Origin of the sequence: Micromonospora sp. NPDC051925 (assembly GCF_044548625.1) — a bacterium.
GTDB lineage: Bacteria > Actinomycetota > Actinomycetes > Mycobacteriales > Micromonosporaceae > Micromonospora.
Genome location: NZ_JBIUCH010000014.1, coordinates 31415 through 49867, shown reverse-complemented (window position 1 = coordinate 49867; position 18453 = coordinate 31415). Strand labels below are relative to the sequence as shown.

At 73.4% G+C, this 18453-nt stretch carries 14 protein-coding genes; 4 read left to right on the top strand and 10 right to left on the bottom strand.

The genetic code is table 11. The features are described from left to right. Positions 1 to 5: 5 nt before the first annotated feature. The 3 genes from ACIG87_RS20000 to ACIG87_RS19990 all read right to left on the bottom strand — a co-directional run bounded on the left by ACIG87_RS20000 (position 6) and on the right by ACIG87_RS19990 (position 3314). Positions 6 to 668, bottom strand: coding sequence for a response regulator transcription factor (locus tag ACIG87_RS20000; protein ID WP_396852195.1), 663 nt, complete (start codon positions 666 to 668; stop codon positions 6 to 8). 82 nt (positions 669 to 750) lie between these two features. Continuing rightward, on the bottom strand, positions 751 to 2043 hold the full coding sequence (locus ACIG87_RS19995) for a PQQ-binding-like beta-propeller repeat protein (RefSeq protein ID WP_396852193.1): 1293 nt from the start codon (positions 2041 to 2043) through the stop codon (positions 751 to 753). Beyond that, a complete protein-coding gene (locus ACIG87_RS19990) occupies positions 2040 to 3314 on the bottom strand; it encodes a PQQ-binding-like beta-propeller repeat protein (protein ID WP_396852191.1) in 1275 nt (424 codons plus the stop codon). The genes ACIG87_RS19995 and ACIG87_RS19990 overlap by 4 nt, the downstream gene beginning before the upstream one ends. A 154-nt stretch (positions 3315 to 3468) precedes the next feature. Here ACIG87_RS19990 and ACIG87_RS19985 point away from each other — a divergent pair, with 154 nt between their 5' ends. Then, the gene (locus ACIG87_RS19985) at positions 3469 to 5337 is read left to right on the top strand and encodes a hypothetical protein (protein ID WP_396852394.1); all 1869 of its coding nucleotides are present in this window, start codon (positions 3469 to 3471) and stop codon (positions 5335 to 5337) included. Between the two features lie 41 nt (positions 5338 to 5378). Here the strand turns inward: ACIG87_RS19985 and ACIG87_RS19980 are convergent, their stop codons facing one another. After that, positions 5379 to 7202 carry a hypothetical protein gene (locus ACIG87_RS19980; RefSeq protein ID WP_396852393.1) on the bottom strand — a complete coding sequence of 608 codons (1824 nt, stop codon included), beginning with the start codon at positions 7200 to 7202 and terminating at the stop codon, positions 5379 to 5381. A 396-nt stretch (positions 7203 to 7598) separates the two neighbouring features. Here ACIG87_RS19980 and ACIG87_RS19975 point away from each other — a divergent pair, with 396 nt between their 5' ends. Then, positions 7599 to 8795, top strand: a complete 1197-nt coding sequence (locus tag ACIG87_RS19975; protein WP_396852190.1) for a hypothetical protein — start codon at positions 7599 to 7601, stop codon at positions 8793 to 8795. 132 nt (positions 8796 to 8927) lie between these two features. Here the strand turns inward: ACIG87_RS19975 and dxs are convergent, their stop codons facing one another. From dxs to ACIG87_RS19955, 4 genes are all read right to left on the bottom strand, one after another. Next, positions 8928 to 10883 carry a 1-deoxy-D-xylulose-5-phosphate synthase gene (gene dxs / locus ACIG87_RS19970; RefSeq protein ID WP_396852189.1) on the bottom strand — a complete coding sequence of 652 codons (1956 nt, stop codon included), beginning with the start codon at positions 10881 to 10883 and terminating at the stop codon, positions 8928 to 8930. Positions 10884 to 10952: 69 nt separating this feature from the next. Further along, positions 10953 to 12167, bottom strand: coding sequence for an anhydro-N-acetylmuramic acid kinase (locus ACIG87_RS19965; RefSeq protein WP_396852187.1), 1215 nt, complete (start codon positions 12165 to 12167; stop codon positions 10953 to 10955). A gap of 9 nt (positions 12168 to 12176) precedes the next feature. Then, entirely contained in the window at positions 12177 to 13394 is a 1218-nt protein-coding gene (locus tag ACIG87_RS19960) for a class I SAM-dependent RNA methyltransferase (RefSeq protein ID WP_396852392.1), read from the bottom strand. Positions 13395 to 13552: 158 nt separating this feature from the next. Then, positions 13553 to 15628 carry an APC family permease gene (locus tag ACIG87_RS19955; protein WP_396852185.1) on the bottom strand — a complete coding sequence of 692 codons (2076 nt, stop codon included), beginning with the start codon at positions 15626 to 15628 and terminating at the stop codon, positions 13553 to 13555. Positions 15629 to 15789: 161 nt separating this feature from the next. Here ACIG87_RS19955 and ACIG87_RS19950 point away from each other — a divergent pair, with 161 nt between their 5' ends. Further along, positions 15790 to 16455: a potassium channel family protein gene (locus ACIG87_RS19950; protein WP_396852183.1), complete on the top strand. Its 666-nt coding sequence runs from the start codon at positions 15790 to 15792 to the stop codon at positions 16453 to 16455. Between the two features lie 3 nt (positions 16456 to 16458). After that, entirely contained in the window at positions 16459 to 17148 is a 690-nt protein-coding gene (locus tag ACIG87_RS19945; protein ID WP_396852181.1) for a potassium channel family protein, read from the top strand. A 10-nt stretch (positions 17149 to 17158) separates the two neighbouring features. Here ACIG87_RS19945 and ACIG87_RS19940 read toward each other — a convergent pair whose 3' ends face one another. Together ACIG87_RS19940 and ACIG87_RS19935 are read right to left on the bottom strand one after the other, a co-directional pair. After that, positions 17159 to 17842: a DUF3159 domain-containing protein gene (locus ACIG87_RS19940; RefSeq protein ID WP_396852180.1), complete on the bottom strand. Its 684-nt coding sequence runs from the start codon at positions 17840 to 17842 to the stop codon at positions 17159 to 17161. Next, on the bottom strand, positions 17839 to 18219 hold the full coding sequence (locus tag ACIG87_RS19935) for an OB-fold nucleic acid binding domain-containing protein (RefSeq protein WP_396852178.1): 381 nt from the start codon (positions 18217 to 18219) through the stop codon (positions 17839 to 17841). The genes ACIG87_RS19940 and ACIG87_RS19935 overlap by 4 nt, the downstream gene beginning before the upstream one ends. Positions 18220 to 18453: the final 234 nt, after the last annotated feature.

The following is an 18453-nucleotide window of genomic DNA, read 5'->3' as shown; positions in this document are numbered from 1 at the left end:
CGCGCTCACGGGGTGACCGTCCGGTAGCCGGCGCCGACCACTGTCTCGATCAGCGGTGGATCGCCGAGCTTCTTGCGCAGGGTCATCACGGTGACCCGGACGATGGTGGTGAACGGGTCGGTGTTGGCGTCCCAGACCCGTTCCAGCAGTTCCTCGCTGGAGACCACCGCGCCGCGCGCCTTGACCAGCTCGCTGAGCACCCCGAACTCCTTGTTCGTCAGGTCGACCGGGGCGCCGGCCCGGGTGACCACCCGACGGGCCGGGTCGAGCACCACGTCGCCCACCTGGAGCACCGGCGGGGCGGCCGGGGTGGCCCGCCGGCCCAGCGCCTGCACCCGGGCCACCAGCTCGTCGAAGGCGAACGGCTTGGACAGGTAGTCGTCCGCGCCGAGACCCAGCCCCTCCACCCGGTCGGCGACGGTGCCGCTGGCCGTCAGCATCAGCACCCGGGTGAGGGTGCCGGAGGCGGCCAGCTCGGCGCAGATCTGGTCGCCGTGCATCCCCGGCAGGTCGCGGTCGAGGACCACCACGTCGTACCGGGTGACGAAGGCGGCCTCGTGGCCGGCGTCCCCGTCGTACGCCACGTCCACCGCCATCCCCCGCTTGCGCAACCCACGCGCGATCGCGTCGGCGAGGTTCCGTTCGTCCTCGACCACCAGCACCCGCATCCCGACCTCCTCGCCGACCTGTCCGACAACCTAGCGCCGAGGGCCAAACGGGTGGCCGGGGCACACCCACCCGCACGGCTGGTCAGCCCGGCAGCCGCCACACCCCGAGTCGGTGCCCCTCCCGCCAGCAGACCAGTATCCGCCCGTAGCGGGAGCACACCGTCCACCGCTCGGGCAGCACGTCCATGATCCGCGCCTCGCCGCTGTCGACGTCCAGTTCGGCCAGCAGGTGCCGATCGGCGGCAACCGGCTGGGTGACCAGGAACGGGGCAGCCGACAGTCGGTCGTTGACCAGCCGCCACCGGCCCAGGTCGGCGCGCACCCGGCCGGTCACCGGGTCGAGCAGGGCGAACCGCTCCTGCCCCGGCACCTCCCCGCGTACGCCGAGCAGCCGGTCGCCGACGGCCCACAGCGGCCGCCACTCGTCGGTCGCCCAGCGGACCCGACCGGTGGCCGGGTCGAGCACCCGCGTGCCGGTGGCCAGGTCGCTCGTCCCCGTGCCGGCGGGCGTATGAAGGCAGACGGCACCCCCGCAGTCGTAGGCGAACGAGGGCCGCCCCGGTGAGTCGAGCGACGCCTCCCAACGTCGCTGCCCGGACTCCAGGTCGTAGCCGGCCACCCGGCCCGGCTCGTCGTCGACCACCAGCACGTCCCCGACCGGCTGCGCCAGGTGCTGATCGTCGCGGGCGGGCGGCACGGCGAAGGTGAGCCGGCGGACACCGGTGCCGACGTCGTACACCTCGGCCCGGCCGGCGGGGCTGACCAGCACCAACTCCTCGATGCCCCGCGCCCCGGCGCGGTACCCGGGGGTGGCCGGTGCGGATTCCACCGACCAGCGGACCTCCCCGGAGGCCGCGTCGACACCCCGTACGGTGATCCGGTCGGGGTCCACGTCCTCCAGCAGCAGCCCGCCGTCCCCGGTCGGCACCGCCGAGCCGGGCTGCCGCCAGCGCACCCGCCCGTCGGCGTGGTCGAGCAGCATCGACACCGGCTCACCGCCCGGGGCGGTGCTGACCACCACGTCGTCACCGACCGCGTCCAGCGCCACCAGTTGTTCGCCCGCCGGCAGCTCGGCCCGCCACCGGACCCGCCCGTCGCTCAGCCCGACCGCCATGAGCTGCCAGGCATCCGGGGCGCGCGACGCCGGTTCGGTGAGCACCAGCAGGTCGCCCACGACCCGGTGGCCCGGCTCCAACACGTCCGGCACGGGCAGCCGGTCCAGCCGGGTCGGCCCGGGGGCCGCGCCGGCCATGGTGAGCAGCACGAGCAGTACGAGCAGTACGGCGCGCAACGGCGGGCCGAGCGGTCGGGGTGGGCGCGGGGGCAGCTCGGACGGCCCGTCGTGGCCCACCACCCCCAGCTCGATCACGGTCACCGGGGCAGCCGCCAGACCCCGAACGCGCCGTCGACCAGGCGGCAGAGCAGCAGTTCCCCGTCGGCCCGGCACTTACCGGAGACGGCCGGCAGCGCGTCGAGCACCCGGACCCGGGCGGCGGCGACGTCGATCTCGGCGGCCAGCATCCGGCCCCCACCTGCGGGACGGACCCCGACCAGCGGCCCGTCCACCGTCGTCGCTGGGACGAGTTGCCAGATGCCCAGGTCGGCGACCGTCCGGCCGGTGGCGGTGTCGAGCACCACCAACGGCTGCCAGATGCCCCCGTGCGAGTCGGCCAGCATCCGGCTGCCGCGGGTGGGGCCGACCAGACCCCAGCGGGTGTCGTGCCACACCGTCCGCCCGGTCGCCGGGTCCAGCGCCCGGACCCCACCGGTCTGCCCCGTCGCGCAGATCAGCAGCCCACAGGAGGTGATGGACGACGACTCGGTCAGCGTGACGTCCCACCGACGGTCCAGCCTGTCGAAGTCGTATCCGGCGAGCCGGTCGGTGTTGACCAGCAGCAGGTCGCCGACGATCTGCAGCCCCGTGCCGGACGCGCCCCAGTCGATCTGGGCGGTGTGCAGGCGTACCCCCCGGCGGGCGTCCCAGACCTCGACCGGGGCGCGTGGCGGGGCGACCACGATCCGGTCGACGCCGTCGGCGGCGTACCGGTAGCCGGTCATCCCCGGTGACATCGCCGCCGACCAGCGGGCCCGGCCGGTCTCCGGGTCGACGGAGCGGACGACCTGCTGCCCTTCCGCGCCGTATTCGGTGAAGAGCAGATCGCGCCCCGCCGGGGTGCCGGAGCCGGTCTGCTGCCACCGCAGCCGCCCGGTGCCCCGCTCGAAGGCGAACGTCTGCACCGGTCCCCGCGACGCCCCGCTGAGCAGCAGCAGGTCGGCGGTGGCCTGCATCATGCTGATGCCGTCGGCACTGCCGATTTTGACCGGCACCACCACCTGCCACCGCACGGTCGGGCGTGCCTTCCCTGAGGCGGGGATCGTCCACGCGCTCAGCCGGCTGTCGGCGATCGGGGCGTCGCCCGGTTCGAGCAGGTACAACTGGTCGCCGCGGAGCAGCGCCGACGCGCCGGGCTGGGCCGGCACCACGAAGGCCATGCGCGGGATGGCCGGTGCGGCACCGGCCAGCACCAGCAGGGCGAACGCCAGCACCACCGCGATCCGCAGCGGACGCCCGGCGGCGCGGGGCAGGCCACCGGGTGGCTCCGGCGCGACGTCGTCACGAAGCAGACCCAGATCGATGACCGTCACGCGCACCCTCTCCTGACCGCCCCGCCACACGCTCCGACCACGGCGCGGACGCGCCCGCTGGCCCGACGAATCGGACGCCTCGCCGCCTGTACGATGGCCCGTCGTGGCTGTGCCGGTGGTAGATCCCTCGTTGAACCCGACGTCCGTGCCCGATGTGGCCGAGCCGGACAAGGCCGGGCCGGACAAGGCAAGGCCCGACGGGCGACCCCGCCGACGGCCGGGCCGGGCCGACGCCCTGGCCATCGGAGCCTATGTGCTGATCGGTGTTCTCGTGTGCCTGAACTACTGGGTGGACGTGCAACATCGGGTGTCGTCCCACCTGCCGACCGACCACAGTTGGTTCGAGTGGCTGTTCACCCACGGCGCGTACTCGGTGCGGCACCTGGAGAACCCGCTGTTCAGCGCCCGGCAGAACGCCCCGGACGGGGTGAACATGATGGCGAACACCTCGCTGCTGGGCATGACCATCCCACTGGCCCCGATCACCCTGCTGTTCGGCCCGCAGGTGACGTACGCGCTCTACCTGGGCGGGGCGCTCGCCGCGACGGCCGCCACCTCGTACTGGATGCTCTCCCGGCACCTGGTGCGCTCGCGGGCCGGCGCGTTCGTCGGCGGCGCGTTCCTCGGCTTCGCCCCGGGCATCGTGCACCACGCCAACGGGCAGCCCAACTTCGTCTCCAACTTCCTGCTCCCGGTGATCGTGGCCCGGGTGCTGCGGCTCGGCCAGCCCGGCCGATGGCGGCGGGACGGGGTGGTGCTGGGCCTGCTGGTGGCGTATCAGATCTTCATCAACGAGGAGATGCTGCTGCTGACCGCGCTGGCCTGCCTGGTGGCGGTGGCGGCGTACGTGGTGCAGCGGCCCCGGGCGGCCCGCGCGCGGGCCGGCGGTTTCCTGGCCGCGCTCGGGGTGGGCGGCGGGTTGGCGCTGCTGATCACCGCGTATCCGATCTGGTACCAGTTCAACGGCCCGCAGTCCTACCGGGGGCTCCAGGGCGGGGTGTTCCACAACTGGGGCGAGGACCTGATGGCCTTCGTCACCTTCGCCCGGGACACCGTGGCCGGTGACGAGGCGGTCGAGAAGACCATCGGCCTGACCGAGCAGAACACCTGGTTCGGCTGGCCGTTGGTGCTGGTCGCGCTGGTCGCGCTGGTGCTGCTCTGGCGTCGCTCGCTGGCCGCCCGGATCGCCGGGGTGCTGATGGTCGTCTTCACCGTGGCGGCGATCGGCCCGAAGGTGCGGTTCGACGGGGTGGAGACCACCGTGGACGGGCCGTGGGCGTACATCCCGGACGATCTGCCGCTGGTCGAGATGATGATGCCGACCCGGTTGACCCTGGTGGTGACCGGGGCGCTCGGTGTCCTGCTCGCGCTGGCCTGGGACGCGGTCGGTGGCCCCGTCCGGTCCCGGGTGCCCGCGCCGCGCACCGCCGCCGACGACACCATGACCGGCACCGCGACCGAGGCCACCGCCCCGCCCGCCGCGCCGAACCGCCGCCGGTGGGTCCGGCCGGTCGGGTACGCGGCGATCGCGCTCGCCGTGCTGCCGCTGTTCCCCCGTCCGCTGCCCGCGCAGCACATGGACCTGCCGCCGCACTTCATCACCGCCGGCGGCTGGCGGCCGTACGTCCCGGCCGGGCGCACCCTGGTGCCGGTGCCGATCCCGAGCAACGTACACGGCCTGCCCACGCTGCGCTGGAGCGCGCTGACCGGGCACGAGTTCGCGGTGCCCGGAGGCTATTTCATCGGCCCGAACGAGCTGGGCGAGGGCGTCTTCGGTGCCCCGAACCGGCCGACCAGCACCCTGATCTACGCCACCATGGACGCCGGCACGGTGCCCGCGCTGCCCGAGGAGAACCGCCGCCAGGCAGTGGCGGACCTGCGGTTCTGGAAGGCGTCGGTGGTGGTGCTCGGCGCCCATCCACGCGAGGCGGTGCTGCGGGACCTGATGACCGGGCTGCTCGGCCCGGCGCAGCGGGTGGACGACGTCTGGCTCTGGGACGTCCGCCCGCTGGTCGGCGGCTGAATCGGCCCCCGTCGACCTGCGGTCGGGCCGGCGGGAGTGGGTCAGGCGGTCCGGGCCGACAGCGGCCGGACGTCCCACACCCACACGTCGAGTTCCCTGCGGGCGGGGCCGACCAACTGCTCGACGGTACGGCGCAGCGGCTCGGCGTTGTGCTGGCTCACCGGCAGCACCAGCACGGCGGCGTTCCAGTGCCGCAGCTCGTCCAGGCTGCGCCGACGCTGCCGGTCGTCCAGTTTGGTGGTCCGGCCGGTGGTGGCGACCTCGTCGAGCAGCTGCCCGATGCCGCTGGGCCGGCCGCCGAAGCGACCCGGATCGCCGGTGTTGCCGTTACGCGGGGCGAGGAAGTAGCCGCCCGGGATCTTGAAGTCGAGGTTGGTGGCCGCCGCCCACCGCATCCCGTGGGTGTTGCCCATGCTGGGCACGGGCACGGGCACCAGGGTCTGGTCGGGGCCGACGTACTCCCGCCAGCGGTCGGCGGTGATGAAGTCCGGCACCGGCGGACGGGAGGTCACCTTCAGCGGCATCGGCACGATCGGCAGCAGGGCGAGCACCAGGGCGGCCACCGTGACGGTCTTGGTGTGCTGCCACTGCGCGCCGCGCAGCGTCCAGGCCCGCTGCACGGCCAGCGCCAGCAGCATGCCGATCACCACGGAGGTGATCAGGGCGAACCGGGTGGGCACCACCGCGTCCAGCAGCGGCATCCGCACCAGCAGCTCCCACGGCCCGGTGAACAGGTCCCGCCCCCACCAGGAGATCCGCTCGCCGAGGGAGAGCAACGCGAAGAAGGCGCCGGTGACGGCGAGCGCCCGGACCAGCCGTTCACGGCGCAGCCAGAGCACGATGCCGACGGCGATCAGCGACAGGCTCCAGCCGAAGAAGGCGTTCTCCTCGGAGTAGTTCGGGGCCAGGTTGACGTTGGCCCGTTCGTTGCCGCCGAAGGTGGGCGAGCCGGGGGCGAAGAAGGCGGCGATGTCGTTGCCGTAGTCCTGTACCGCGTCGCTGAGCCCGTGGTACGCCATCGGCCCGGCGAACTGGATGTAGAGCGGGTACGCCAGCAGCGCCCCGGCGAGCACCGCGCAGGCGGCCAGCCCCTTGGCCAGGGGTCGCCACGCGGCCGACCAGAGCGCCGGACGCTGGGCCACCATGGCGATCAGGAAGATGCCGCAGGCCAGGGCGGTGAAGAGCAGGATCTCCTCGTTGATGAACGCCTGGCCGGTGACCAGCAGGGCGAGCAGCAGCCCGTCGCGCAGCGGCCGGGTGGAGCGGGTCAGCACCATCACCCGCCACACGATGAACGGCAGCAGGAACTGGCTGATGATGTTGGGGTGCCAACTGGCGTGCGAGAGCATCGCCGGGGAGAACCCGCAGAACCAGCCGCCGACCGCCGCGGCGAGCCGCCGCCGCACGAGGTGCCGGGACAGCACGTGGTACCAGGCGGCGGCGGTGCCGGCGAGACCGAGGGTGACCAGCACCACGAAGGAGACCGCCGGCCCGAAGAGCAGGGTGATCGGCACCATCGGGATGCCCAACGCCAGCACCGCCGTGTTGGCCATCAGGTTGACGCCGTCGGGATAGTTGAACTGGTCGGTGTAGAACGGGAACTCCCCGTGCAGCACCACCCGCACCGAGTGGGCGAGGAAGAACTGCACCTGCGCCGGGTCGCTGCTGTAGAGCGAGGCCACCCGGCCGGCCGGGTCGGCCCAGATCCGGCTGGTCACCCAGAGCGCGACGAACAGGAATATCCCGTAGACCACCAGGTCCTTGCGGCGGGCCGTCCAGCGCCAGCGCCGCCACCACGCGGCCGGCGTCGCGCCGTCACCGTCCGTGTCCGCCGACCCCTTCTCCGGTACGACCGCAGCCTGCACACCGCCGCCGTCGGTCACCGGCTCCGGGGCCGCCTCGACGGCTGCCGTCCCCACGGGCGACGCCTCGACCGGCGACGCCTCGACCGTCCGGTCGACAGGCGTCGGTACGCCGATGATGCGCAGGTCGGCGGGGGTGGTGCGGGTCACGGGCGAGGGCGCTGTCGCGGTGGCCGTCCTGCCTCGGGCCGAGCCCTCGGAGTCGTCGGGGGCCGGTGCGGAGGCGCCACGGGGCTCGGCAGACGTCACAGTCGGCGGAGTCTACCGGAGCCGGAAAATAGCCCGAAATTCACTCTGGTGTCCCTTGTGGTCATCGGGGACACGGCTGCAGGGCGTCACCGGGCGTTGCGTACCATGTGGGCTTCCGACAACGACGGCGACGCGATCGGGGGCGTACAGATGGCTTCAGTCCGCCGCCGCGGCACGACGGCCAGCGCGCTGCTCGGCGTGTTGCTGGCCGTCCCGGCCTGCGGCCCGGTCGCCGAACGTCAGGCCGGCGAGCTGCGGGTCGGCTACGACAGCCTGGACGGCACCCGCGCGGTCTGGCCGCCGCGTGGTTCGCTCGCCGGGGACGCCACGGCGACCACGGCGGTGACCGAGGCGGTCCGCGCCTGGCGCTCGCCGATCGACGACCGCGCACACCTGCCGTCCTCCGGCATTCTCTGGTCGGGCGAGGTAGACGACGTCCCGTTGGCCCTGGTCGCCGCCGACGTGCCCGGGGAGAGCGCGTCCTGGCTGCTCCAGCTCACCGGCCGCGACGGCCGGTACGAGGTCACCCGGGCCAGCGAGTACACCGATCCGGGCTACCTCGTCTATGCCGACGTGCTCCCGCTGCACCTGCCCGACGGCCGGCGCTACCTGACCTCCGGCCGGGTGGAGCGACTGCTCGGCCCGGACGGCCGGACGCTGCTGCTGACCGACGGGATCACCGCCCCGGTGAAGGTGCCCGACTGCCGGGCGGTGCCGGTGACGGTGACGCTGCGGGCCACCGAGTCGCTGCCCCGGGGCCGGGCCGCCGATCGCCTGCTGGACCTGGGCACCGCCACCGCCGACCCGAGGTATCCGCTGGTCCGGGACGAGACCGGATCCGGCCGACGGGCCCTCGACGGGCTGGACACCTGCGTGCTCGCCGACGAGCAGGGGCCGTTCGGGAGCATTCCGCGCCGGATCGGCGACCGGGACGCACCCCGTTCGGTCCCCGAGTCGTGGCCCCTGGAGAAGGTGACCGTCCGGGCGATCGGTGAGATGACGCTGGGCGGCGGGGACGACCCCGGTGACCTGGAGCAGCTGACCTGGGAGACCGACGCGGGGCCGATGACCGCGGTGGTCTACCGCCCGGCCGCCGACGGCAAGCCGGTGGTCTCCCCCGCCGACCGGTCCAACCCGCTCCAGACGTACGTGCTGCCGGTGCCAGGGCAGCCGCTGGTGGTGCTGACCTGGCGGGGCAACCGGGACGCGTCCCTGTCGGTGCCGCCCGGCACCCCCCGGCTGGTGGACCGCCCCGGCCTGGTGGTCGTCCCGATGCCCGCCGCCAGGCAGACCTTCAGCCTCGCCACCGCCGAAAAAACCTACTACCGCTCCGCCGGCGGCCGCTAACCCCCTCCCCCTCCCCCTCCCCCCTCCCCCCGCTGTCCCGGCGGTGATCAAGAGGTTTGCGTCATGGCGGACGTTTCCCATGACGCAAACCTCTTGATCACCGGGCTGGGCGTGGGGGGTGGGGGTGGGGGGTTAGTTGGGGGTGGTGTCGGGGGTGGGGAGGCGGACCGTTTCCATGGAGGGGGCGTCGCTGTGCAGGCCGGTGATCCAGCCGGTGACGTCGCGGGCCACGTCCTGGGCGGTCAGCCGCAGGTCGGTGAGGATCTGGGCGCGGGTGCCGTGCGGGTGCCAGTCGGCCGGTACGCCCAGGTCGCGCAGCGGAACGCGGACGTCGGCGTCGCGCATCGCCTGGCCGAGCGCGTCACCGACGCCGCCGACCCGGACGCCGTCCTCGACGGTGACCACGAGGCGGTGCCCGGCGGCCAGCTCGACCAGTTCGGCCGGGACCGGGCGGACCCAGCGCGGGTCGACCACGGTGACGCCGTAGCCCTGCTCGGCGAGGCGGGTCGCCACCTCCATGCCGAGCTGGCCGAACGAGCCCACCGCCACCAGCAGCACGTCGGTACGCGCCGACTCGGCCAGCACGTCGACGGGGCCGACCCGGCGGACGGCCGGCAGGTCGGCGGCGACGGTCCCGGTCGGGAACCGGACGATGGTCGGGCCGTCGTCGACGGCGATCGCCTCGCGTAGTTCCTCACGGAGGCTGGCGGAGTCGCGGGGCGCGGCGATCCGCAGGCCCGGCACGACCCCGAAGACCGACATGTCCCAGATGCCGTAGTGGCTCGGGCCATCCGGCCCGGTGATGCCGGCCCGGTCCAGCACGAAGGTCACCGGCAGCCGGTGCATCGCCACGTCCAGCAGCACCTGGTCGAAGGCGCGGTTCAGGAAGGTCGCGTAGACGGCCACCACCGGGTGCAGCCCGCCCATCGCCAGGCCGGCCGCGGAGGTGGCGGCGTGCTGCTCGGCGATGCCCACGTCGTACACCCGGTGGGGGTGCTTGCGGGCCAGGGTGGCGATGCCGGTGGGCTCGGCCATCGCGGCGGTGATCCCCACCACGTCGGGCCGCTCGTCGGCGATCGCGACCAGCTCGTCGGCGAAGACCTGGGTCCACTTCACCGACGGGGCGGCGAGCAGCTTGCCGGTCTCGGCGTCGAAGGCGCCCGGACCGTGCAGGCAGTCCGCCTCGTCCTCCTCGGCCGGGCGGTAGCCGTAACCCTTGCGGGTCACCGCGTGCACGATCACCGGGCCGCCGAAGTTCTTCGCGGCGCGCAGCGCCGACTCGACCGCGACGATGTCGTGCCCGTCGACCGGGCCGACGTACTTGATGCCGAGGTCCTCGAACATCGCCTGCGGGGCGACCGCGTCCTTGATGCCCTTCTTGACCGCGTGCAGCACCTCGTACATCGGCTTGCCGACGAACGGGGTGTTGCCGAGGGCGTCCTTGACGGTGTCGAGGACCTTCTCGTAGCCGGGGTTGAGCCGCAGCGACGACAGGTGGTCGGCGAGGCCGCCGATGGTCGGCGAATAGGACCGGCCGTTGTCGTTGACCACGATCACCAGCCGGTTGCCGGAGGTGGCGATGTTGTTCAGCGCCTCCCAGCACATGCCGCCGGTGAGCGCCCCGTCGCCGACCACGGCCACCACGCTGCGCTGCTCGCCGCGCAGGGCGTACGCCTTGGCCAGCCCGTCGGCGTACGACAGGGCGGTGGAGGCGTGCGAGTTCTCGATCAGGTCGTGCTCGCTCTCGGCCTGGCTCGGGTAGCCGGAGAGGCCACCGCGCTGGCGGAGCTTGTCGAAGCCGTCCTGCCGGCCGGTCAGGATCTTGTGCACGTACGACTGGTGGCCGGTGTCGAACAGGAGCCGGTCGCGCGGGGAGTCGAAGACCCGGTGCATGGCCAGGGTCAGCTCCACCACACCCAGGTTGGGGCCGACGTGCCCACCTGTGCGGGAGACCTTGGCGATCAGGAAGTCACGGATCTCGGCGGCGAGGATGTCCAGCTGTTCGCCGGTCATCCGCTTCACGTCCTGCGGACCACGGACGGTGCCCAGCAGCCGACCGTGGTTGGCCGTGTCCTCTTCAACACTCATGACGAGAGAGTCTATCGGCCGCCGCACACTCCGCAGTTCGGCCGTGGATCATCGCAGGTGGGGCCCGGTTCAGCGCACCACGACCAGCCGACGCGGTGGTGTCGGCACGGCGACCCCGTACGGCGGCCCGGACGGGGTCCAGGAACCCAGCACGGCCGCCCGCCGGGCCCCGGTCACCGAGGGCACCGCACCGGGCAGCCCGTGCCAGGACAGCCACCCGAGCAGGGCGAACGCGTACGCCTCCCGGGCCTGGGCGGGCACCCCCAGCTCGTCGGTGGTACGCAGCACCCACCGCCCGGCCCCGAGGGCGGCCAGTCGACCCCACAGGGTGGGATTGCGTACCCCGCCGCCGGCCGCCACCACCTCGGTCACCCGGTGCCGGTCGCAGGCGTCGGCCACCGTCCGGGCGGTCAGCTCGGTCAGCGTGGCGAACACGTCGTCCGGGGCGACCGGTTCCCCGAGCGCGGCCAACCGTGCGTCGAGGTAGCCGGGGTGGAACAGCTCCTTGCCTGTCGACTTGGGCGGCGACGCCGCGTAGTAGGGCTCGGCGAGCAGCAGCGCCAGCAACCCGGGGTGCACCCGGCCGGCCGCCGCCCGGACCCCGTCGACGTCACACGGTCGGCCGAGGAACCGACGGGCCGCCGCGTCGAGCAGGGCGTTCGCGGGGCCCACGTCGTACCCGAGCACGGGTGCGCCCGGCGCGACCACGGTGAGGTTGGCGATGCCGCCCAGGTTGAGCGCCGCCCGTACCCCGCCGCCCGACCCGCGCGGCCCGCCGTCGGCGTCGCGCCGCCCGCTCTCGTCGGGGTCGCCCGGGGCGAGCAGCAGGGCGTCGAAGGCGGGGACCAGCGGGGCGCCCTGCCCGCCGGCGGCGACGTCCGCCGACCGCAGGTCCGACAGCACGGGTACGCCCACCCGGGCGGCGACCCGGGCCGGCGCACCGAGCTGGAGGGTGCCGCGCACGGTGCCGCCGTCGACCCAGTGGTAAACGGTCTGCCCGGGTGAGACGACCACGTCGGCGTGCCCGCCGGCCAGCTCGACGCCGAGCGCGGCGGCGTCGGCGAACACCTCGCCGAGGGCGTTGTCGAGCCGGCAGACCGCCTCGACCGTGGTCGGATCCGGTGGCAGCAGCGCCCCGATCCGCTCCCGCGACTCCGCGTCGTAGCCCAACTCCCGGTGCCCCAACGGACGCATCCGCAGGGTGTCCCCGGCGACGGTGAACTCGGCGGCGACCACGTCCACCCCGTCGTACGAGGTGCCCGACATCAGTCCGACGATCTTCATCGGACCAGGCTAGTCAGCCGGGGGCAGGAACAGTCCGACGAGTTCGACGTGCTGGGTCATCGGGAACAGGTCGTAGCCGCGCAGTGCGGCGAGCCGCCAGCCGGCCCGGGTGAAGGTGCGCACGTCCCGGGCGAAGGCGGCCGGATCGCAGGCCACGTACGCGATCGCCCGTGGACTGGCGGCGATCATGTCCCGGACCACCGCCGCGCCCGCACCGGTACGGGGCGGGTCGAGCACCACCAGGTCGACCGGGCCGGTGATCCGGCGGCGGGCCAGCGCGGTCTCCACCCGGGCGGCGACCACCTCCACCCGGGGCAGGTCGGCCAGGTTCCGCCGGGCGGCGGCGACCCCCTCGGCGGCGGACTCGACCATGGTGACCCGGGCGGTCGGGCCGACCCGGCCGGCGAGCGCCGCGGCGAACAGGCCAGCCCCGCCGTACAGGTCCCAGGCGGACTCGCCGGGCTGCGGGGCGAGCAGGTCGAGGACCGCGTCGACCAGGGTGTCGGCGGCGGCCGGGTGGACCTGCCAGAAACCGCCGGCGGGCAGCGTCCAGTCCCGCCCGGCGGCCACCTCACGTACCAGCGCCGGCCCGTCGACCTGAGCCGAGGCCGGCCGGGACGGGACGTCGATCCGGGTGGCCACCCCGTCGGCGAGGGCGGTGACGGCGACGTCCCCGCCGGTCGAGGCGACGGTCTCCACCGCCTCGGCCGTCGGCCAGGACCGGCCGAGCACCGGCAGCTCCTGGATCACCGGGTGGGCGATCAGGCACCGGTCGATCGGCACCACCTCGTGCGACCGGTGTTTGAGCAGCCCGGCCCGGCCGGCGGCGTCGACCGCGTAGCGGACCCGGGAGCGCCAGCCCAGCGGGCCGCCGGGCAGCGCCTCGACGGTCACCCGCAACCCGTCGATCTCGGCGTCGGTGAGCCCACCCAGGCGGGTGAGCTGCTCGCGGACCACGGCCGTCTTCCAACCGAGCTGGGCGGCCGGGGCGACGTGCTGGAGGTCGCAGCCGCCGCAGCCGCCCGGCCGGGCGTACGGGCAGGGCGGCGTGACCCGGTCCGGTGACGCCTCGATGATCTCGACGGCGTCGGCTCGGGCGAAGCCCCGGTGCAGCTCGGTCACCTCGGCGACCACCCGCTCGCCGGGCAGCGCGTGCCGGACGAAGACCACCTGACCGTCGACCCGGGCCACGCAGTGTCCGCCGGGGGCGACCGCGTCGACGGTCAACTCGACCCGCTCGGCCTCCTCGAGGCCGGGCCGCCCGTCCTCCCCGACGCCGCCCGACGCGGTGACCGCCGACGCGACGCCGCCCGACGCGACGCCGCCCGGCCGGCCCGGGTCGGCGCGGTCGGTGGTCACGGGGTGGGCAGGGCCGGTGTGGGCGGTCACGGGCGGTCTCCACTCGATGGGCCGGGCTCGCCGGGCGGGACGGCGGCAACCACCGGCGGGACGGGCGGGGGCAGGGTGCTGCGCGGCGCGACCCGGGGCCCCCGGGCGGGGGTACGGCTCAGCGTCTCGTCCAGCCGGTCGAGGTTCTTCGTCGCCGTGGAGGCCAACTGCCAGGGCACGCTGGTCACCATCACGCCCGGCTCGAAGAGCAGTCGACCCTTGAGCCGCAACGCGCTCTGGTTGTGCAGCAGGTTCTCCCACCAGTGGCCGACGACGTACTCGGGGATGAAGACGGTGACCACGTCGCGGGGCGACTCCCGGCGGGTGTTGGCCACGAAGTTCAGGATCGGCCGGGTGATCTCCCGGTACGGCGAGTCGACCACGGTCAGCGGCACCGGCAGTTCGCGCCGCTCCCACTCCTGCTGAAGCTGACGGGTGTCCTTCTCGTCCACGTTGACGGTGACCGCGGTCAGCGTGTCCGGCCGGGTGGCGCGGGCGTACGCGATGGCCCGCAGGGTCGGCTGGTGCAGCTTGCTGACCAGCACGATGGCGTGGTTGCGGGCGGGCAGCACACCGCGTACCTCGGTCGGTTCCAGCTCGGCGGCGACCCGGTCGTAGTGCCGGCGGATGGCCAGCATCAGCAGGTAGATCACCGCCATCGCGGCGATGGCGATCCACGCGCCGAGCAGGAACTTGGTGATCAGCACGATGACCAGCACGGTGCCGGTCATCGCCATGCCGAACGCGTTGATCGCCCGGGAGCGGTGGATCCGGCGGCGGGCCTCCGGATCCCGTTCGTGGCTCAGGTGCCGGTTCCAGTGCCGGATCATGCCGGCCTGGGAGAGCGTGAACGAGACGAAGACGCCGACGATGTAGAGCTGGATCAGCTTGGTCACCTCGGCCTGGAAGCCGACGATCAGCACGATCGCGAAGACGGCGAGGAAGACGATGCCGTTGGAGAAGGCCAGCCGGTCGCCCCGGGTGTGCAGCTGCCGGGGCAGGTAGCGGTCCTGGGCGAGGATCGAGCCGAGCACCGGGAAGCCGTTGAACGCGGTGTTCGCGGCCAGGAAGAGGATCAGCGCGGTCATCCCGGCGACCACGTAGAGCAGCACCGAACCGTTGCCGAAGACGGTCTCGCCGAGCTGGGTGGTGACGGTCTTCTGCACGTACCCCTCGGGGCCGGAGAGGATCTGCGTGCTCGGGTCCTCGACGAACTGGAGGCCGGTCAGCCGGGCCAGCCAGATGATGCCGACCAGCATCGCGACCGAGATGGTGCCGAGCAGCAGCAGCGTGGTGGCCGCGTTGCGGCTCTTCGGCGCCTTGAAGGCCGGCACCCCGTTGGAGATCGCCTCGACGCCGGTCAGCGCGGCGCAACCGGAGGAGAAGGTCCGCAGCAGCAGGAAGACCAGCGCGAAGCCGGCGACGCTGTGCTCGGCCTGGATCTCCAGCCCCGCGCTGGGGGCGCGCAGGTCGTCGCCGAGGACGAAGTACCGGACCAGGCCGGTGATGATCATCCCACCCATGACGATCACGAAGCCGTACGTCGGGATGGCGAACGCGGTCCCGGACTCGCGCAGCCCGCGCAGGTTCATCGCGGTCAGCAGCGCCACCGCGGTGACCGCGATCATGACCTTGTGGGTGGCCACGAAGGGCAGCACCGAGCCGAGGTTGGCCACCCCGGAGGAGACCGACACGGCGACGGTCAGCACGTAGTCGACCAGTAGCGCGCTGCCCACCGCCAGCCCGGCCCGGGGGCCGAGGTTGACCGTGGCCACCTCGTAGTCACCGCCGCCGGAGGGGTAGGCGTGCACGTTCTGCCGGTAGCTGGCGACCACGGTGAGCATGACCACGACCACCGCGAGGGCGATCCACGGGGAGAACAGGAAGGCCGACGCCCCGGCGATGGAGAGGGTCAGCAGGATCTCGTCCGGGGCGTACGCCACGCTGGACAGCGCGTCGGAGGCGAAGACCGGCAGAGCGATGCGCTTGGGCAGCAGGGTGTGCTGGAGCCGATCGGACCGGAACGGTCGACCGACGAGGAGTCGCTTCAGCAGCGAGGTGGGACTGGCCACAAGCGCTAAGGGTACGACCACCGGATGGTGGTCGCCCGGGGGTGCCTGATCCCGCCGCCATGCCCCCGCGCGGTACGGTTCGGTCCCCCGTCGGCGGGGTGGACGTGGCAGGCTCGCAGACGACAGCCGCTGGGACGGGGGCGCACCTTGGGAGGGACACCGTGCACGTCGTGATCATGGGCTGTGGTCGGGTCGGCTCGACGCTGGCCCACAGCCTGGAGTCCCGGGGGCACTCGGTGGCGGTGATCGACCAGGACGCCGACGCCTTCCGCCGCCTCGGTCCCGACTTCGCCGGGATCACCGTCACCGGTGCCGGCTTCGACGGCGAGGTGCTGCGCCAGGCCGGCATCGAGCGGGCGGACGCCTTCGCCGCCGTCTCCAGCGGCGACAACTCCAACATCATCTCGGCCCGGCTGGCCCGCGAGACGTTCGGCGTCTCCCGGGTCGCGGCCCGGATCTACGACCAACGCCGGGCCCAGGTCTACGAGCGGCTCGGCATCCCCACCGTCGCCACCGTCCGCTGGACGGCCGACCGGATGCTGCGCCACCTGGTCCCCGAGGGCAACGTGGAGATCTTCCGGGATCCGACCAGCACCGTGTCGATCATCGAGGTGCCGGTGCACAAGGACTGGATCGGCCGGCCGCTGCGCCAACTGGAGGAGGCGGCCGGGACCAGGGTGGCGTACCTGACCCGGTTCGGGATCGGCATGCTGCCCACCGCGTCCAGCGTCGTACAGGAGGGTGACCAGCTCTACCTGCTGGTCACCGACGACATCGCCGCCCCGGTCACCGCGGTGGCCGCGACGCCGCCCGAAGGAGGGCACTGAGCCATGCGGATCGCCATCGCCGGCGCCGGCAACGTGGGCCGGTCGATCGCCCAGGAGCTGATCGACAACGGCCACCAGGTGATGCTGATCGAGCGGCAGCCCCGGATGCTGCGCCCGGACCGGGTGCCCACCGCCGACTGGGTGCTGGCCGACGCCTGTGAGCTGGCCAGCCTGGAGGAGGCGAACGTCGCGGGCTGCGACGTGGTGGTCGCCGCCACCGGCGACGACAAGGTCAACCTGGTGGTGTCGCTGCTGGCCAAGACCGAGTTCGCGGTGCCCCGGGTGGTGGCCCGGGTCAACCGGGCCGAGAACGAGTGGCTCTTCAACGAGCAGTGGGGCGTCGACGTGGCGGTCAGCAAGCCCCGGGTGATGGCGGCGCTGGTCGAGGAGGCGGTCACCGTCGGCGACCTGGTCCGGTTGATGACGTTCCGGCAGGGCGAGGCGAACCTGGTGGAGATCACCCTGCCGCCGAGCGCGCCCTACGTCGGCCAGCCGATCCACGCCGTGCCGATCCCCCGGGACGCCGCGCTGGTGGCGATCCTGCGCGGCAAGCGGGTGCTGGTGCCCAGCCCCGACGACCCGATCGAGGCCGGTGACGAACTGATCTTCGTATGCACCGCCGAGGTGGAGGACGAGGTGCGCGGAGTGATCCTCGGCCCGGACAGCGTGGAGCGGACCCGCGGCGCGGGCTGAGCCGGCCGGGTCAGCCGCCGGGGAGCGGCTGCGGGGCGGATTCCCGGGTCACCCGACGTACCGTCCAGACCGTGATCAGCAACAGCAGCGCATAGGGCGGGTAGCCGAGGGCGAGCCGGGCCACCCCCAGCGCGGTGTCCTGGTGGGCCAGGTAGAGCCCGGCCTGCACCCCGACCTTGGCCAGCCACACCACCCCCCAGAGCACGGTGAGCTGGGTGAAGGTGCGCACCAGCCGGGGGTCGTCCCGCCACTCGGAGCGACCCTTGGCCACCAGCACCGACCAGATCCACCCCACCAGGGGCTGCCGGATCACCGCGGAGAGCAGCAGGGCGACGCCGTAGCCGATGCCGTAGAGGATGCCCGGGAGATAGAAGTCCCGCTCGTCCCCGGTACGCCAGGCGATGGCCGCGCCGACGCCGACGCCGAACAGCCCGTTGACGGCGTGCCGGACCGGACGGCGCTGGACCAGCCGGACCACCGCGATCAGCAGCGCCACCCCGACCGAGGCGATCACCGCCGGCCGCAGCTCCCCGACCACGTTGGCCAGCACGAAGACCACCACCGGGATGCTGGACTCGACCAACCCGCGCCAGCCGCCCAACTGGTCGGCCATCTGCTCGGCGAGGCTGGGCAGCTGCTCGTCGTCGGCCGGGGTGATCTGCGGCTCGGTGGCCGGGGGCTGTCCCGTCGTCACTTCGGCGACTCCAGCTCGTAGTACGGGTTGTAGATGACCTTGCGGTCGTCCCGGACGGCCACCCGGCCCCGCGCGGTGAGGTGCCGGCCCGGCTCGATCCCGACGATGTGCCGCCGACCCAGCCAGACCAAGGTGACCACGTCGCTGCCGTCGTAGAGGTCCGCCTCCAGGGTGGGCAGGTTGGTCCGCGGCGTGTAGACCACCGTGCGGAGCCGCCCGGCGACCGAGACCACCTGCCCCCGCATGCACTGCCGGGCCAGCACACCGCCGGACTCGGCGCTCTCCCGGCGCAGTTCCTGTGCCTCGATCTCGGCCTCGCTGGCGGTGAATCGGCGCAGCATGCCCCGCAGTGACATCCGGCTCTCGTCGGTCGACATGACCTCCGTGTCACCCTCTCCACGCTGACCGGTCGGCACCGGCGCTGCCCCGACCCCGGAGCGGGACCGTGCCGCCAGCGTACGCCGATCCGGGCCGGTGGCGTCGGTGCGGTACGGCCCGCTTCGCCCGGCGAACCATCCGCCGGCCCGCAGCTGCCACCGGACCGCCGTCCGGCCGCAGGGTGCCGCCGGACAGCCGCCCGGGTCGGAGGCCGCCGGACAGCCGTCCGGGCC